Source organism: Azospirillum agricola (assembly GCF_020005195.1).
In the GTDB taxonomy this organism is placed as follows: Bacteria; Pseudomonadota; Alphaproteobacteria; order Azospirillales; family Azospirillaceae; genus Azospirillum; species Azospirillum agricola.
The window spans coordinates 2327690-2341644 of record NZ_JAIFZR010000005.1 but is presented as its reverse complement, the minus strand read 5'-3'; the positions used below and the strand labels follow the sequence as shown (position 1 = coordinate 2341644).

The following is a 13955-nucleotide window of genomic DNA, read 5'->3' as shown; positions in this document are numbered from 1 at the left end:
ATCAGGAAGGGTTAGAGACATGAGCATCCAGGTTGGCGACACCATCCCGTCGGTCACGCTGAAGCACCTGACCGCCAACGGCATGCAGGACGTGACCACCGACGAGCTGTTCAAGGGCAAGAAGGTCGTCCTGTTCTCGGTTCCCGGCGCCTTCACCCCGACCTGCTCGGCCAAGCATCTGCCGGGCTTCGTCCAGAACGCCGGGGCGCTGAAGGCCAAGGGCGTCGACACCATCGTCTGCCTCGCCGTCAACGACCCGTTCGTCATGCGGGCCTGGGGCGACAAGGGCAATGTCGGGGATTCGGTCGTCATGCTGCCGGACGGCAACGCGACCTTCACGTCGGCGCTGGGCCTGACGATGGACGCGTCGGGCCATGGGCTGGGCACGCGCGGCAAGCGTTTCGCCCTGGTGGCGGAGGACGGCAAGGTCACCCACGTCGCGGTCGAGGAGCCGGGCAAGTTCGAGGTGTCCTCGGCCGAGGCGATCCTCGCCACGCTGTAAGCGGCGACGGGCGGGGACGGGCCTTTCGTCCCCGCACCGGCCCGCCCCCGCCTTCCCTACTCCGTCCAGCGCGCGGCGGCCGCGTCGTCGCTGTCCTTGGCCTCGACCCAGCGCTCCCCGCCGGGCGTCGCCTCCAGCTTCCAGAAGGGCGCCCTGGTCTTCAGCCAGTCGATCAGGAAGCGGCAGGAGTCGAAGGCCGCGTCCCGGTGCGCCGACGCGGTGGCGACGAGAACGATCCGGTCGCCCGGCTCCAGCCGGCCGTAGCGGTGGACGATCAGCACGTCGTCGAGCGGCCAGCGGCGCCGGGCCTCCGCCTCGACGGCCTCCAGCTGCCGCTCGGTCATGCCGGGATAATGCTCCAGCGTCATGGCGCTGACCGCCTCGCCGCCGGCGATGTCGCGCACCAGACCGACGAACAGCGTCACGCCGCCGACCGAGGTCCGCCCCGCCGTCAGCGCGGCGTATTCGGCGCCGACGTCGAAATCCCCGGCCTGGACCCGGATCGCCATTCAGCCCCCCGTGACCGGCGGGAACAGGGCGACCTCGTCGCCGGGCGACAGCGGGTGGTCGTAGGGCACATGCTCCTGGTTGACCGCGACCTTGACCACCTTGCTGTTGGCCAGCGCGTCGGCGTGCCGCTCGCTGCGGGTCTTCAGCCACTCGACCAGCGCGCCGACAGTCGTCACCTCGGCCGGCAGTTCGACCGTCTCGGCCGGCACCCCGATCTTGGTGCGCAGCCACGCGAAATAGAGAATCTTCATCACCGGACCTCGTTGAAAGGCAGGAAATCCACCGTCATGCCCGGCTCGACGCCGGCCAGATCCTCGGGCAGCTCGATCAGCCCGTCGGATTCGACCAGCGAGGACAGGACGCCGGCCCCGTCGCGCGGGTGCTTCACCACGCTCAGGACTCCATCGGCGTCGCGGACCAGCGAACCGCGCAGATACTCGCGGCGGCCGGGCTTCTTCTTGTAGGCGAACGCGGCGCGCACCGGAAACAGCGGCGGCGCCCCGTCGGCCGCGCCCATCATCAGCAGCAGGATCGGCCGGGCGATGCGCAGGAAGGTGACGACCACCGCCACCGGGTTGCCGGGAAGCCCGATGAAGGCCGCCTCCCCCACCCGGCCCAGCGCGACCGGGCGGCCAGGCTTGATGGCGAGGCGCCAGAAATCGAGCCGCCCCGACGCCTCGACCGCCGCCCGGACATGGTCCTCCTCCCCGGTGGACATGCCGCCGGAGGTGACGATCGCGTCCTGCGTCGCCGCCGCCCCGGCCAGAGCGTCGCGGATCGTCCCGACGCGGTCGGGCAGGATGCCGAGATCGGTCACCGCGCAGCCGAGCCGCGCCAGCAGGGCCATGAGCGCGAAGCGGTTGGCGTCGTAGACCGCGCCGGGGGCGAGCGCCGTTCCCGGCTCCCGCACCTCGTCGCCGGTCGAGAAGACGGCGACCCGCAGCGGCGTCCGCACCGCCACGTCGCGCTGCCCGAGCGAGGCGAGCAGGCCGATGTCCTCCGGACGCAGCCGCCGGCCGGCGGCGAGCACGGTCGCCCCCGCCGTCACGTCCTCCCCGGCCGGCCGCCGGTTGGCGCCGCGCCGGATGCCGGGCGGCAGCGTGACGGTGGTCGCGCCGTCCAGGGTGGCGGCACGGCAATCCTCCTGCATGAAGACGGTGTCGCAGCCCTCGGGCATCGGCGCGCCGGTGAAGATGCGCACCGCCTCCCCCCGCGCGGCGGACCGGCCGAGCGCCTGCCCGGCGGCCACCCGCCCGGTCACCGGCAGGACCGTCGGCGCATCCGGGGCGAGATCGTCGAAGCACACCGCGTAGCCGTCCACCGCCGCGTTGTCGTGCGGCGGAACGCTGAAGGGGGCGATGACGTCGGCGGCCAGCACGCGCCCGAGCGCCCCGGCCAGGGGTATCCGTTCCGGCGCCGTGACCGGATGCGTCCGCTCCGCCAGCAGGGCGAGCGCGCGATCCACCGTCATCATCCCGCCGCCGAAGGCGAAGCAATCGTCGCTGAGTTGCACCATGGGGCCACTCTAGAGCGGATCGCGTAAAACCGGAATCGGTTTGGAGCGTGAATCCGCTCGTCATCAAAAGGCTAAAGTTTCGTGCGTTTCTTATTAAACGCACGAAACTTTAGTCCGCCGCACCCGTGGCTGCGAAGGGGGAAATGGGACCCGCTTCGGCGCCGGTCAGGCGAGGCCGGCCGGGATCTCCTCGACACGCCGGAACAGCCGGTCGGGCCGGTGGGCCTCCAGCGCGTCGCCCCGCGTGTACCCCCAGGTGACGGCGGCGCAGGCGACGCCGACCCGCCGCGCCGCCTCGATGTCGCGCAGCTCGTCGCCGATGGCGATGGCGTCCGCAGCCGGGATGCCGGTGTCGCGCAGGATCCCGCGGAACTTGGCCGGCTTGCCGAACAGCGAGGCGCCGCAGGCGTAGCGCGACACCAGCGCCGCGTTCTCCGGCCCCAGGATGCGGCGGATGTTGTCCACCGAATTCGAACTGACGATGGCGACGGTGACGCCGCGCCCGGTCAGCGTCCGCAGCATCGCCGGCACCCCGTCGAAAAGCTGGATGCCGTCGATGTCCCGCGCCATCAGCCGGCGCATGTGGCTGGCGATGAAGGGCAGCTTCCACAGGGGCACCCGCAGGTGCCGCATGATCCGGCGGGCGTCATAGCCGCGCAGCGTCTCCATCTCCTCCGGCCGGACCGGCTGGAAGCCGTAGCGTCCGGCAACGCCGTTGAGGACGCCGACGAACCAGGGAAAGGAATCGGCCAGCGTGCCGTCGAAATCGAAGATGACGAGCCTGTGGAGCATGGAAGGGGCGTCAGCGCTCCAGCCCGCAGCGGGCCATCACGAAGGCGGCGATGGCCTCGGCGTCGTCGAGATCGAGCAGCGGGACCGGGCAGCCCGGCACCGGCCCGTCGCTGGCCACGGCGACGATCTGCGGATCTTCGGGCGCGATAAGCGGCTTGCCGACCGCGCTCCGCCACACCTCGATCTTCTCGTGCGGCTCGCGCTTGAAGCCCTCGATCAGCAGCAGGTCGACCGGCGCCAGCTTGGGCAGCAGGTCGGCGAGCGCCGGTTCCGGATCGTCCCCGCGCAGCTCGTGCATCAGGGCCCAGCGCTTAGGCGAGCTGACCAGCACCTCGGTGGCCCCGGCCAGCCGGTGGTTGTGGCTGTCCTTGCCGGGATGATCGATGTCGAAGCCCTTGTGGGCGTGCTTGATCGTGGAGACGCGCAGGCCCCGCGCCGTCAGCGCCGGGATCAGCCGGACGACCAGCGACGTCTTGCCGCTGCCGCTCCAGCCGGTCAGACCGAAAATCTTCATGTCGGGCACTCGTAGCGAAGGGTCTCAGCCGGCGCTGCCGGCGGACCGGGCGGCGGCGCCGCGCTTGGGCGGCTGTTCCGCCATCATGTGGGTCAGGCCGGCGCGCATGTAGTCCCAGCCGGTGTAGAAGGTCAGCGCCGCGGCGATCCACAGGCCCACCGTGCCGAGGATGGTCGAGGGGATCTCCGGCGGGGCGTAGTCGCCGACGATCAGGAAGCCCAGCGCCACCATCTGGATGCCGGTCTTCCACTTCGCCAGCCACGTCACCGGCACGCCGACATGCAGGCCGGCGAGATACTCGCGCAGCCCCGACACCAGCACCTCGCGCAGCAGGATCGTCACCGCCGGCAGGATCGACAGGCCGCCCAGCCGCCCGAATCCGGCCAGCATGATCAGCGTCGCCGCCACCAGCAGCTTGTCGGCGATGGGGTCGAGGAACTTGCCGATGACGCTCTCCTGCGCCCAGGCGCGGGCGAGGTAGCCGTCGAACCAGTCGGTGATGCAGGCCGCCGCGTAGAGCCCGCAGGCGGTGTAGGCGGCCCACGCCTCCGGAATGTAGAACAGCCCGACGACCAGCGGGATCACCGCGATTCGCGACAGGGTCAGCAGGTTGGGCAGGCTGGTCAACATGATCGGAGGCTCGAACCGCTGGAGGGCAGGAAGAATGCGGGCTTCCCCATTCTAACCGTCGGGATGGAAGTGATCGTATATCTTTTTCGCCACCGCCCGATTGATCCCTTCCACCGCCTCCAGATCGGCCAGCCCGGCCCGCGCCACCGCCGCCCCGCTGCCGAAATGGTGCAGCAGCGCCTTCTTGCGGGCGGGGCCGATGCCGGCGATCTCGTCGATCGGGGATTTGCCGATCGCCTTGGTGCGCTTGGCCCGGTGGGTGCCGATGGCGAAGCGGTGGGCCTCGTCGCGCAGCCGTTGCAGGAAATACAGCACCGGGTCGCGCATCTCCATCTGGAAGGGCGGCCGGTTCTCCATGAAGAAATGCTCGCGCCCGGCGTCGCGGTCCGGCCCCTTGGCGATGCCGACCAGCGTCACGTCGTCGATGCCCAGCTCGGCGAAGACCTCCAGCGCGACGTTCAACTGGCCGAGCCCGCCGTCGATCAGCACCAGATCGGGCCAGGTGCCGAGCGTGCGTTCCGGATCCTCCTTCACCGCGCGGCCGAAGCGGCGGGTCAGCACCTCGCGCATCATGGCGAAGTCGTCGCCGGCCGCGCCCTCGCTCTTGATGTTGAACTTGCGGTAGGCGTTCTTGATAAAGCCCTCCGGCCCGGCGACGATCATGGCGCCGATGGCGTGCGCGCCCTGGATGTGCGAGTTGTCGTAGACCTCGACCCGCTCCGGCGCGGAATCCATCCCGAAGACGCCGGCCACCCCCTCCAGCAGCCGCGCCTGCGACGAGCTTTCGGCCAGCCGGCGGCCATGCGCCTCGCGCGCGTTGGTCAGGGCGTGCTCGACGATGCGGCGCTTCTCGCCGCGCTTGGGCTCGACCAGCTCGACCTTGTGGCCGGCGCGCACGGCCAGCGCCTCGGTCAGCAGCTCCAGTTCGGGCAGCGCGTGGCTGACCAGCACCAGCGGCGGGGCCGCCTTGTTCTCGTAGAACTGGGCGATGAAGGCGGCCAGCACCTCCTCCGTCTCCGCCGCCTTGTCGTGGCTGGGGAAATAGGCGCGGTTGCCGTAGTTGCGCCCGCCGCGGAAGAAGAAGACCTGGATGCAGGTGACGCCGCCCTCGGCGTGGGCCGCCACGACGTCGGCGTCCTCCACCACCCCCTCGACGTTGATGTCCTGGTGGGCCTGGATGGCGGTGAGCGCGCGGATGCGGTCGCGGTAGCGCGCCGCCGCCTCGAAATCCATCGCCTCCGAGGACTCCATCATCCTCGCGGCGAACTCCGTCTGGATGTCGCGGCTCTTGCCGGACAGGAAGGCGCGCGCCTGCCCGACCTGGGCCTGATACTCCGCCGGGGTGACGCGGCCGACGCAGGGCGCGGTGCAGCGCTTGATCTGGTATTGCAGGCAGGGCCGCGAGCGCGCGGCGAACACGGTGTCGGCGCAGTTGCGCAGCAGGAAGGCGCGCTGGAGCGCGGTGATCGTCCGGTTGACCGCCCCGGCCGAGGCGAAGGGGCCGAAATAGTCGGCGTCGCGCCCGCGCGCCCCGCGATGCTTGGTGAGCTGCGGGTAGTCATGATCCCTGGTGATCATGATGTGCGGAAAGGTCTTGTCATCCCGCAACAACACGTTGTAGCGGGGCATCAGCTTCTTGATCAGGTTCGATTCGAGAAGCAGCGCCTCCACCTCGGTGTGGGTGTTGACGAACTCCATGGTCTCGGTCTCGGAAACCATGCGCTGGAGGCGGATCGGCAGCTTGGCGACCTGGGTGTAGTTGGTCACCCGGCGCTTCAGGTTGCGCGCCTTGCCGACATAGAGCACCGCCCCGTCGCCCGCCAGCATGCGGTAGACGCCCGGCGTCTGCGGCAGCGTCTTCAGATGCTCGCGGATGATCTCCACGCCGCGCGCGAGGTCGGCGGGGCGGCGGCGGGGACGCTGGGGAGCCGTCTCCGGGCTTTGCGTCGGGTCGGCGGGCGGGTCGGCGGGCAGATTGGCGGGCGGATCGCCCGGCAGGCTGGCGGCCGGGTCGGAGGGCTGCGTTTCGGACATGGCCAGAATGTCGTCGAGCCGCCGCGCGGGGTCAACCGCAAGCCGCGCGAAAGGCGCGGAGGCGTCGGTTGCCCCACCCGGAAAGACTATCCACCAATCCTGTGGATAAGTTTGTCGATAACGAAGGGGGTAGTGGGCCGGGAGCCAAGCGTTGCAAGGGTTGCCGCACAGTTGCCTAAAAATGAGGCATTTTTTCTAAGTCATTGATTTATATGCGTCAACACTGAATCGACTGTGGCAAATCGCCCACAGGCATAAAAATGTCATAGCCCCAAAGGCGGAGCTTGCGTCGCGGAGGGCACCTGTGTAAAACGCGCGGTCCTTCACGGCCAGGCCGCCGCCCGCCGGCCCTTCCGGCGGTGGGGAAACGGTGCGTCCGGACCTTGTGCAGCGCACCCCGCCTCCCGTCATTCGACGGGCACGAAGCCATGCGCCGGCTGCGCCCATCCGAGATGCTCGCCGCCGTCCAGCGCGATCATCTGGCCGGTCATCGCCGGGGCCGAAACCAGGAAGCGGATGGCCGCGCAGATCTCCTCCGGCGTCGTGCCCCGGCGCAGCGGGGTGGAGTCCCACTGGGCGGCGAACTCCGCCTCGCTCTGGCGCTCGTTGCGCAGGGTCGGGCCGGGGCCGATGCCGTTGACGCGGATGCGCGGGGCCAGCGCCTGCGCCAGCGTGCGGGTCAGCGCCCACAGCCCCATCTTCGACACCGTGTAGGAGAGGAAGTGCGGGGTCGGGTTCCACACACGCTGATCCAGCAGGTTGACGATCAGGCCACCCTCCTCCGGCGGCAACCGGGACGCGAACTCCTGCGACAGCACGAAGGGCGCGCGGAGGTTCGCCTCCATGTGCGCGTCCCAGGACTCGCGGGTGGCGTCGGCAACCGCGTCGCGCTCGAACCGGGAGGCGTTGTTGACCAGCAGGGTCAGCGGACCGAGGCGGTCGATCACGGCGGGGACCAGCGCCCGCACCTCCTCCTCGCGCCCGAGGTCGGCGGCGAAGGCGGCGGCCCGGCCGCCGGCCCGCTCGATTCCGGCGACGACGGCGTCGGCGTCGGCGCGGGAACTGCGGTAATGGACGGCGACGGCCCAGCCCTGGGCCGCGAGATCGAGCGCGATGGCACGCCCGATGCGCTTGCCGGCTCCGGTGACGAGAGCCGCTTTCCTCTTGATCTCGACCATGCCGCCATAGGTACCTTGCCACCGTCGCGGGTCAAGGGGAGACGGAGGACAAACCGCCCATGCTGCGCGAGGCTTTGGAGTATCTGACCACCCCCTGCGACCCGCTGCCCCGCCGCCTGGGCTATCTGTCGGAACTGGTCGCGCTGGGCGCGCGGTACCGGCGCCAGCGCCGCGCCTGGGCGCCGCACGTCGCCGCCTGCCGGCGCTTCATCCTGGAGGCGACGGAGCGGGCTCCGGAAGGCGGGCGCGCGCTGGTCGCCGGCTCCGGCCTGCTGATCGAGGTGCCGCTGGACGAACTGGCCAGCCGGTTCGACGAGGTGGTGCTGCTCGACATGCTGCACGCCCGCCCGGTGCGGCGGCGGGCGGCGCGCCTCCCCAACGTGCGGCTGCTGACGCTGGACGCGACCGGGGCGCTCAGCCCGCTGGCCGAGGCGCTGGACGCCGGGCGGGGGCTGCCCGCCGGCTTCACGCCACCGCCCGTTCCCGGTGGGGGCTTCGCCTTCGCGATCTCCTGCAACCTGCTGTCCCAACTGCCGCTGCTGCCGCTGGACGCGGTGGAGCGGCGGGCTCCCATGGTTCCGCCGGCGGAGCGCGTCGCCTTCGCGCGGCGGCTCGCCCGCGACCATCTGGAGTGGCTGGGCGGCATCGCCGATACCGCCGCCCTGTTCACCGACATCGAAAGCCAATGGCTGGAGTCCGGCACCATCCTGGAGCGGGAGGATTCGGTCTGGGGCCTTCCCCTGCCCGCCCCGGACCTGTCCTGGCTGTGGGACATCGCGCCGGCCCCCGAGCAGGACCGCCGCCACGACCTGCGCCACAGCGTCGGCGCCTGGTTCGACGTCCGCACGGTGACGAGCGCGCTGTCCGCGCGGTGACGAGCGCGCTGTCCGCCTGTTGATGCGAAGGGAAACCCCATTCCATTGGAACAGGAGACCGGCATGGCGACCGACCAACGCAAGGAACCACTCGACATCCGCGACACCCGCGCTCAGCCCGACGTGGACGAGCGCGAGATGGGCTTCCAGAACGTCGAAGGCCCCGGCGCGGAGGCGGATTACGGCATCCCCGGCAGCGAGGAGGCCCGCGGGCTCGGCACCGGCCCCCTGCCCCGCCCGCGCGAGGACGGCCGCGACCGCCCGCAGCCCGAACAGGTCCGGGACGACCGCATCGTCGACGACCGCAACGTCGCGGTGGATGGCGGGCGCGATGGTGGCGGGAAGTAATTGTTTGCGGTCATGTTGATTGACCAAGCTGATACGCGCAGCGTTGGGCGGCAATGCAGGCATGGCGCTTCTTGGGACAGCCTTTTTCCCTATCTTCAGAGGCGAAACAAGAAAGTCCGGGGAGGGGACGTCTCTCTCGACGAGGAGATATCCCTGCCATGTCCAAGACCATGATTTACGAACGCGACCCGCGCAGCCACGAAGAGATCATGAAGGCCGCCCGCCAGATGCGCGCCGACTACATCCGCGAACTGTTCGGCAAGCTGCGCGCCGCGCTGTCCGGCCACGGCGACCACGGCCCGGCCCTGACGCCGAACGCCCGCTGACACCACCCTTCATGGTGACGCTCCGCACGGCGGAGAGACGAGGCCGACGCCCGTTTCTCCGCCTTTCGGCGCTTGCGGATGGTTTTTGGAAAGGGGCGGACGATGCCGCCCCGTCCCCCCCACTCACTGGGCGTTGACGATCTCGCCGTGCAGGGTGCAGGCGGCCTCGGCCAGATCGACGAAGCGGTCGGTGATCTGGTCGGGCTGGGTGATGGACTTCGGGTCCTCGCCGGGGAAGGCCTGGGTGCGCATCTTGGTGGCGACCACGCCGGGGTCGATCAGGTTGACCCGCAGCGGCGACGCGGCGATCTCCAGCGCGTAGGTCTTCACGACCATCTCCAGCGCCGCCTTGCTGGCCCCGTAGGGGCTCCAGTAGGGATAGGGCGCCTTGGCGGCGGAGGACGTCACGAAGATCGCCCGGCCGCTCTCCGACGTGCGCAGAAGCCGGTCGAAGGAGCGGATCAGCCGATAGTTCGACGTCACGTTCAGGTCCATCACCCGCGACCACAGCTTCGGATCGTACTGGGCGATCGGGCCGAGCGCCTCCAGCGCGCCGGCGTTGCTGACGAGGATGTCGAGCTTGCCGAAGCGCTCGTACACCGAATAGCCGAGCTGGTCGATCTTGTCGTAGTCGCGCAGATCCAGCGGCACCAGGGTGGCGTTGTGGCCGGTGGCCTTCTGGATCTCGTCGTCCACCTCCTCCAGCCCGCCGACGGTGCGGGCGGTCAGGATGACGTGCGCGCCCTCGGCGGCGAAGCGCTTGGCGACGGCGGCGCCGATGCCGCGCGAGGCGCCGGTGACAAGGGCGATGCGGCCGGACAGACGGGACATGGGATCTGGCTCTCGGGTTCGGGGGGACTGTTAGGCCCTCTCCCGTCCCGGGAGAGGGAGGGGACCCGCCGCGAAGCGGTGGGGAGGGTGAGGGGCTGTCGGGCGTGGCACGAAATCCATGTCCCGCCAGCCCCTCACCCTTCCCGCTTCGCGGGCCCCTTCCCTCTCCCGGGGCGGGAGAGGGAGGTTTTCTTACGCCCGGACGGCGACGTTGGCTTCGACCGGCGGGCTGTCGAGCGCGTCGGTCAGGGCGATCGGGTAATCGCCGGTGAAGCAGGCGTCGCAGTAGCTGAGCTTCGCCGGGTCGCGCTTCTCCTCGCCCATCGCCCGGTACAGGCCGTCGAGCGAGATGAAGGCGAGGCTGTCGGCCTGGATGAACTCGCGCATCTGTTCCACCGTCATGCGGTGGGCGAGCAGCTTGCTCTGCTCCGGCGTGTCGATGCCGTAGAAGCAGGGGTGCGAGGTCGGCGGGCTGGAGATCCGCATGTGGACCTCGGCGGCCCCGGCGGCGCGCACCATCTCGACGATCTTCTTCGAGGTCGTGCCGCGCACGATGGAGTCGTCCACCAGCACGACGCGCTTGCCCTCGATCATCGCGCGGTTGGCGTTGTGCTTCAGCTTCACGCCGAGGTGGCGGATCTGGTCGGTCGGCTCGATGAAGGTGCGGCCGACATAGTGGTTGCGGATGATGCCCAGGTCGAAGGGCACGCCGCTTTCCTGGGCGTAGCCCAGCGCCGCCGGCACGCCGCTGTCGGGAACCGGGACGATGACGTCGGCGGGGACCCCGGCCTCGCGCGCCAGCTCGCGGCCGATGCGCTGGCGGGCCTGATAGACGGAGGTGCCCTCCATCACGCTGTCCGGCCGCGCGAAGTAGATGTATTCGAAGATGCAGAAGCGGCGGCCGTGCGGCTGGAACGGCCGCATGCTGTGGACGCCCGAGCCGTCGATGACGATCATCTCGCCCGGCTCGACGTCGCGCACCAGCTCGGCGCCGACGATGTCGAGCGCGCAGGTCTCGCTGGTCAGGATGTGGGTGTCGCCGAGCCGGCCGAGCACCAGCGGGCGCACGCCCAGCGGGTCGCGCACGCCGATCACCTCGTTGGAGGTCAGCGCCACCAGCGAGAAGGCGCCCTCGACCTGCCGCACCGCCTCGATCAGCCGGTCGACCGGCGAGCCGCCGCGCGCCGTCGCCATCAGATGGACGATGACCTCGGTGTCGGTGGAGGACTGGAACAGGCAGCCGCGGCGGACCAGCTGGCGGCGCAGGGTCTGCGCGTTGGTCAGGTTGCCGTTGTGGGCCAGCGCGAAGCCGCCGAACTCGAAGTCGGCGTAGAGCGGTTGGACGTTGCGGATCGAGGTGTCGCCGGTGGTGGCGTAGCGGACATGGCCGATGGCCGTGCCGCCCTTCAGCTTGGCGATCACCGCCTCGGAGCTGAAATGGTCGCCGACCAGGCCCAGCGTGTGCTGAAGATGGAAGCGCCCGCCGTCGAAGCTGACGATGCCCGCCGCCTCCTGACCGCGATGCTGAAGGGCGTGCAGCCCCAGCGCGGTGATGGCGCCCGCCTGCGGGTTGCCGTAGATCCCGAACACGCCGCACTCCTCGCGCAGCTTGTCGTCGTCGAACGGATGCGTCGTCAGCATCGCTAAGGTCCTTCGTGAAAGCGCCCCTGCCGGGCGCCGTAAACGCGGTGAACTCACAACGAAAAAGAGCAGAAAACCGCGCTTTTTATCGCGCGTTCTGCATCAGCCGTTCAATCTCGGCGCGGTCGCGGTCCTTATAGCCGGTATCGGATTGCGACGCACCCCCGGTCTTCGGTTGGCTGGGCACCGGCGTGGACAGGCGGTCCAGCGCCTCCTTGGCCTCCATCGCCCGCTTGGCCTGCTCGCGCGCGATGTCCATCTGCCCCACCCCTTCCTTGCGCAGAGTCTCCGGCACGAAGTCGTAGAGCATGGCGGCGCCGTTCGCCAGGAAGGGCCGGGTCTTGGCGGTTTGCAGCCAGACCGGATGCTCCGCCGTGTTGGGCACCAGCCACACGAAGAAGAGATAGGCCACCGACACCAGAATGGCACCCTTGGCCAGACCGAAGACGAAGCCGAGCGAGCGGTCGAGCGCCGAAAGGCCGGAATTCTGCACGCCGCGCGACAGCGCCCGGCCGACCAGGGTCAGCACGACCAGCGAGACGATGTAGAGGCCGACGGCGGTGACCGCGTAGGCCACCATCTCCAGCTTGATCTGCGCCTGCACGAAGGGCAGGACATGCGGCAGCGCGTAGAGCGTCACCACCGCGGCACCGGCCCAGGCGGCGACCGACAGCACCTCGGCCACCAGGCCGCGCGTGAAGGCCAGCAGCGCCGCCAGCAGCAGCACCGCGATGACGGCGAGATCCGCCGGGTTGACGGGAAAATTCTCCATGGTCGTGTCGTCCCCTCGTCCCTGCTCTCACTCGTCGTCGCGATGACGCGGCCGGGCCGGCCGCGAGCCCTGCTGGAACAGCGGCAACAATTCGCCCAGTTGCTGCAATTCCACGCTTTTCAATCCGTTGTCGGCGTTGCGGCCGCGCTTGCCGGTGCGCCGCGCCGGGAAGATGGCGGAGGAGAAGCCGAGCTTCGCCGCCTCCTTCAGCCGCGTGTCGGTCTGGCTCACGGCGCGGACCTCGCCCGACAGGCCGAGTTCGCCGAACACCACGGCGTCGGCCGGCACCGGCTCCCCGGTCAGCGAGGACACCAGCGCGGCGGCGACCGCCAGATCGGCCGCCGGCTCGGTGATGCGCAGGCCGCCGGCCACGCTCAGATAGACGTCGTTGGTGCCGATCTGCACGCCGCAGCGCGCCTCCAGCACCGCCAGCACCATGGCGAGCCGTGCCGAATCCCAGCCGACCACCGCCCGGCGCGGCGTGCCGAGCGGCGACGGCGCCACCAGCGCCTGCACCTCGACCAGCACCGGGCGGGTGCCCTCCATCCCGGCGAAGACGGCGGCGCCCGACACGTCGCCGCGCCGCTCGGCGAGGAACAGGGCGGACGGGTTGGCGACCTCGCCGAGGCCGCCGTCGCCCATCTCGAAGACGCCGATCTCGTCGGTCGGGCCGAAGCGGTTCTTCACCGCGCGCAGGATGCGGAACTGGTGGCCGCGCTCGCCCTCGAAATAGAGCACCGTGTCGACCATGTGCTCCAGCACGCGGGGGCCGGCGATGGTGCCTTCCTTGGTGACGTGGCCGACCAGCAGCAGCACGACGCCGCGCCGCTTGGCGACGCGGATCAGCTCCTGCGCGCTGGCGCGCACCTGGGCGACGGTGCCCGGCGCGCTGTCCAGCACATCGACATACATGGTCTGGATCGAATCGATGACGATGATCTCGGGACCGTTCGCCTCGTCGAGCGAGGCGACGATGTCGCGGACGTTGGTCGCCGAGGCGAGGCTGACCGGCGCGTTGGCGCAGCCCAGCCGCTGGGCGCGCAGCCGCACCTGGTCGACCGCCTCCTCGCCCGAGACGTAGGCGCAGCGGTGGTTCTGCGCCAGCCGCGCCATCGCCTGGAGCAGCAGCGTCGATTTGCCGATGCCGGGATCGCCGCCGATGAGGATCGCCGAGCCGGGCACCAGCCCGCCGCCGCACACCCGGTCGAATTCGGCGATGCCGGTCAGGCGGCGCGGCGGGGCGGCGCTCGATCCCTCCAGCCCGACGAACTCCAGCCGGCGGCCGCGCGAGACGCCCAGCCCCTTCGGCGCCGCGTCGGGCGCGGCCTCCTCGACGAGGCTGTTCCATTCGCCGCAGGCGTCGCAGCGCCCCGCCCATTTCGGAAAGGAGGCGCCGCAGGCTTGGCAGACGTAGCGGGTGGTTGGCTTCGCCAAAGGTCTGGTAGTCCGATGGGGGTAAGACGGCCAACATATAGCAAGGCGTTTC

General features: G+C 70.2%; 16 protein-coding genes. 4 read left to right on the top strand and 12 right to left on the bottom strand.

What is annotated here, in order from left to right; genetic code table 11:
• The first annotated feature begins 19 nt into the window (after window positions 1–19).
• Window positions 20–502, top strand: coding sequence for a peroxiredoxin (locus tag JN22_RS26120; protein ID WP_085556669.1), 483 nt, complete (start codon window positions 20–22; stop codon window positions 500–502).
• Between the two features lie 56 nt (window positions 503–558).
• Here JN22_RS26120 and moaE read toward each other — a convergent pair whose 3' ends face one another.
• From moaE to JN22_RS26080, 8 genes are all read right to left on the bottom strand, one after another.
• Window positions 559–1011, bottom strand: coding sequence for a molybdopterin synthase catalytic subunit MoaE (moaE, locus tag JN22_RS26115; protein WP_085556668.1), 453 nt, complete (start codon window positions 1009–1011; stop codon window positions 559–561).
• Window positions 1012–1263, bottom strand: a complete 252-nt coding sequence (gene moaD / locus JN22_RS26110; RefSeq protein ID WP_085556667.1) for a molybdopterin converting factor subunit 1 — start codon at window positions 1261–1263, stop codon at window positions 1012–1014.
• On the bottom strand, window positions 1263–2528 hold the full coding sequence (gene moeA / locus JN22_RS26105; RefSeq protein ID WP_085556666.1) for a molybdopterin molybdotransferase MoeA: 1266 nt from the start codon (window positions 2526–2528) through the stop codon (window positions 1263–1265). Before moeA ends, moaD begins: the two co-directional genes overlap by 1 nt.
• Window positions 2529–2693: 165 nt before the next feature.
• Window positions 2694–3320, bottom strand: coding sequence for an HAD hydrolase-like protein (locus tag JN22_RS26100; protein ID WP_085556665.1), 627 nt, complete (start codon window positions 3318–3320; stop codon window positions 2694–2696).
• Between the two features lie 10 nt (window positions 3321–3330).
• Entirely contained in the window at window positions 3331–3834 is a 504-nt protein-coding gene (gene mobB / locus JN22_RS26095; protein WP_085556664.1) for a molybdopterin-guanine dinucleotide biosynthesis protein B, read from the bottom strand.
• A gap of 24 nt (window positions 3835–3858) precedes the next feature.
• The gene (pgsA, locus tag JN22_RS26090; protein WP_085556663.1) at window positions 3859–4464 is read right to left on the bottom strand and encodes a CDP-diacylglycerol--glycerol-3-phosphate 3-phosphatidyltransferase; all 606 of its coding nucleotides are present in this window, start codon (window positions 4462–4464) and stop codon (window positions 3859–3861) included.
• 51 nt (window positions 4465–4515) lie between these two features.
• Entirely contained in the window at window positions 4516–6498 is a 1983-nt protein-coding gene (uvrC, locus tag JN22_RS26085) for an excinuclease ABC subunit UvrC (RefSeq protein ID WP_085556662.1), read from the bottom strand.
• 407 nt (window positions 6499–6905) lie between these two features.
• Entirely contained in the window at window positions 6906–7676 is a 771-nt protein-coding gene (locus JN22_RS26080; protein ID WP_085556661.1) for an SDR family oxidoreductase, read from the bottom strand.
• A gap of 59 nt (window positions 7677–7735) precedes the next feature.
• On the opposite strand from JN22_RS26080, the gene JN22_RS26075 reads away from it, so the two are divergent.
• The 3 genes from JN22_RS26075 to JN22_RS26065 all read left to right on the top strand — a co-directional run bounded on the left by JN22_RS26075 (window position 7736) and on the right by JN22_RS26065 (window position 9225).
• A complete protein-coding gene (locus tag JN22_RS26075) occupies window positions 7736–8551 on the top strand; it encodes a hypothetical protein (RefSeq protein ID WP_085556660.1) in 816 nt (271 codons plus the stop codon).
• Between the two features lie 63 nt (window positions 8552–8614).
• On the top strand, window positions 8615–8899 hold the full coding sequence (locus JN22_RS26070; RefSeq protein ID WP_143268435.1) for a hypothetical protein: 285 nt from the start codon (window positions 8615–8617) through the stop codon (window positions 8897–8899).
• Window positions 8900–9057: 158 nt separating this feature from the next.
• Window positions 9058–9225, top strand: coding sequence for an RSP_7527 family protein (locus tag JN22_RS26065; RefSeq protein WP_179166227.1), 168 nt, complete (start codon window positions 9058–9060; stop codon window positions 9223–9225).
• Between the two features lie 123 nt (window positions 9226–9348).
• Here JN22_RS26065 and JN22_RS26060 read toward each other — a convergent pair whose 3' ends face one another.
• The 4 genes from JN22_RS26060 to radA all read right to left on the bottom strand — a co-directional run bounded on the left by JN22_RS26060 (window position 9349) and on the right by radA (window position 13903).
• Window positions 9349–10056 (bottom strand): SDR family NAD(P)-dependent oxidoreductase, encoded by a 708-nt coding sequence (locus JN22_RS26060; protein WP_085556658.1) that lies wholly within the window; start codon window positions 10054–10056, stop codon window positions 9349–9351.
• Window positions 10057–10248: 192 nt separating this feature from the next.
• Complete coding sequence (gene purF, locus JN22_RS26055; protein WP_085556657.1) at window positions 10249–11697, bottom strand: amidophosphoribosyltransferase; 1449 nt, start codon at window positions 11695–11697, stop codon at window positions 10249–10251.
• Window positions 11698–11782: 85 nt separating this feature from the next.
• A complete protein-coding gene (locus JN22_RS26050; protein ID WP_085556656.1) occupies window positions 11783–12469 on the bottom strand; it encodes a CvpA family protein in 687 nt (228 codons plus the stop codon).
• Between the two features lie 27 nt (window positions 12470–12496).
• Window positions 12497–13903, bottom strand: a complete 1407-nt coding sequence (gene radA / locus JN22_RS26045; RefSeq protein WP_085556655.1) for a DNA repair protein RadA — start codon at window positions 13901–13903, stop codon at window positions 12497–12499.
• Between the last annotated feature and the right edge of the window lie 52 nt (window positions 13904–13955).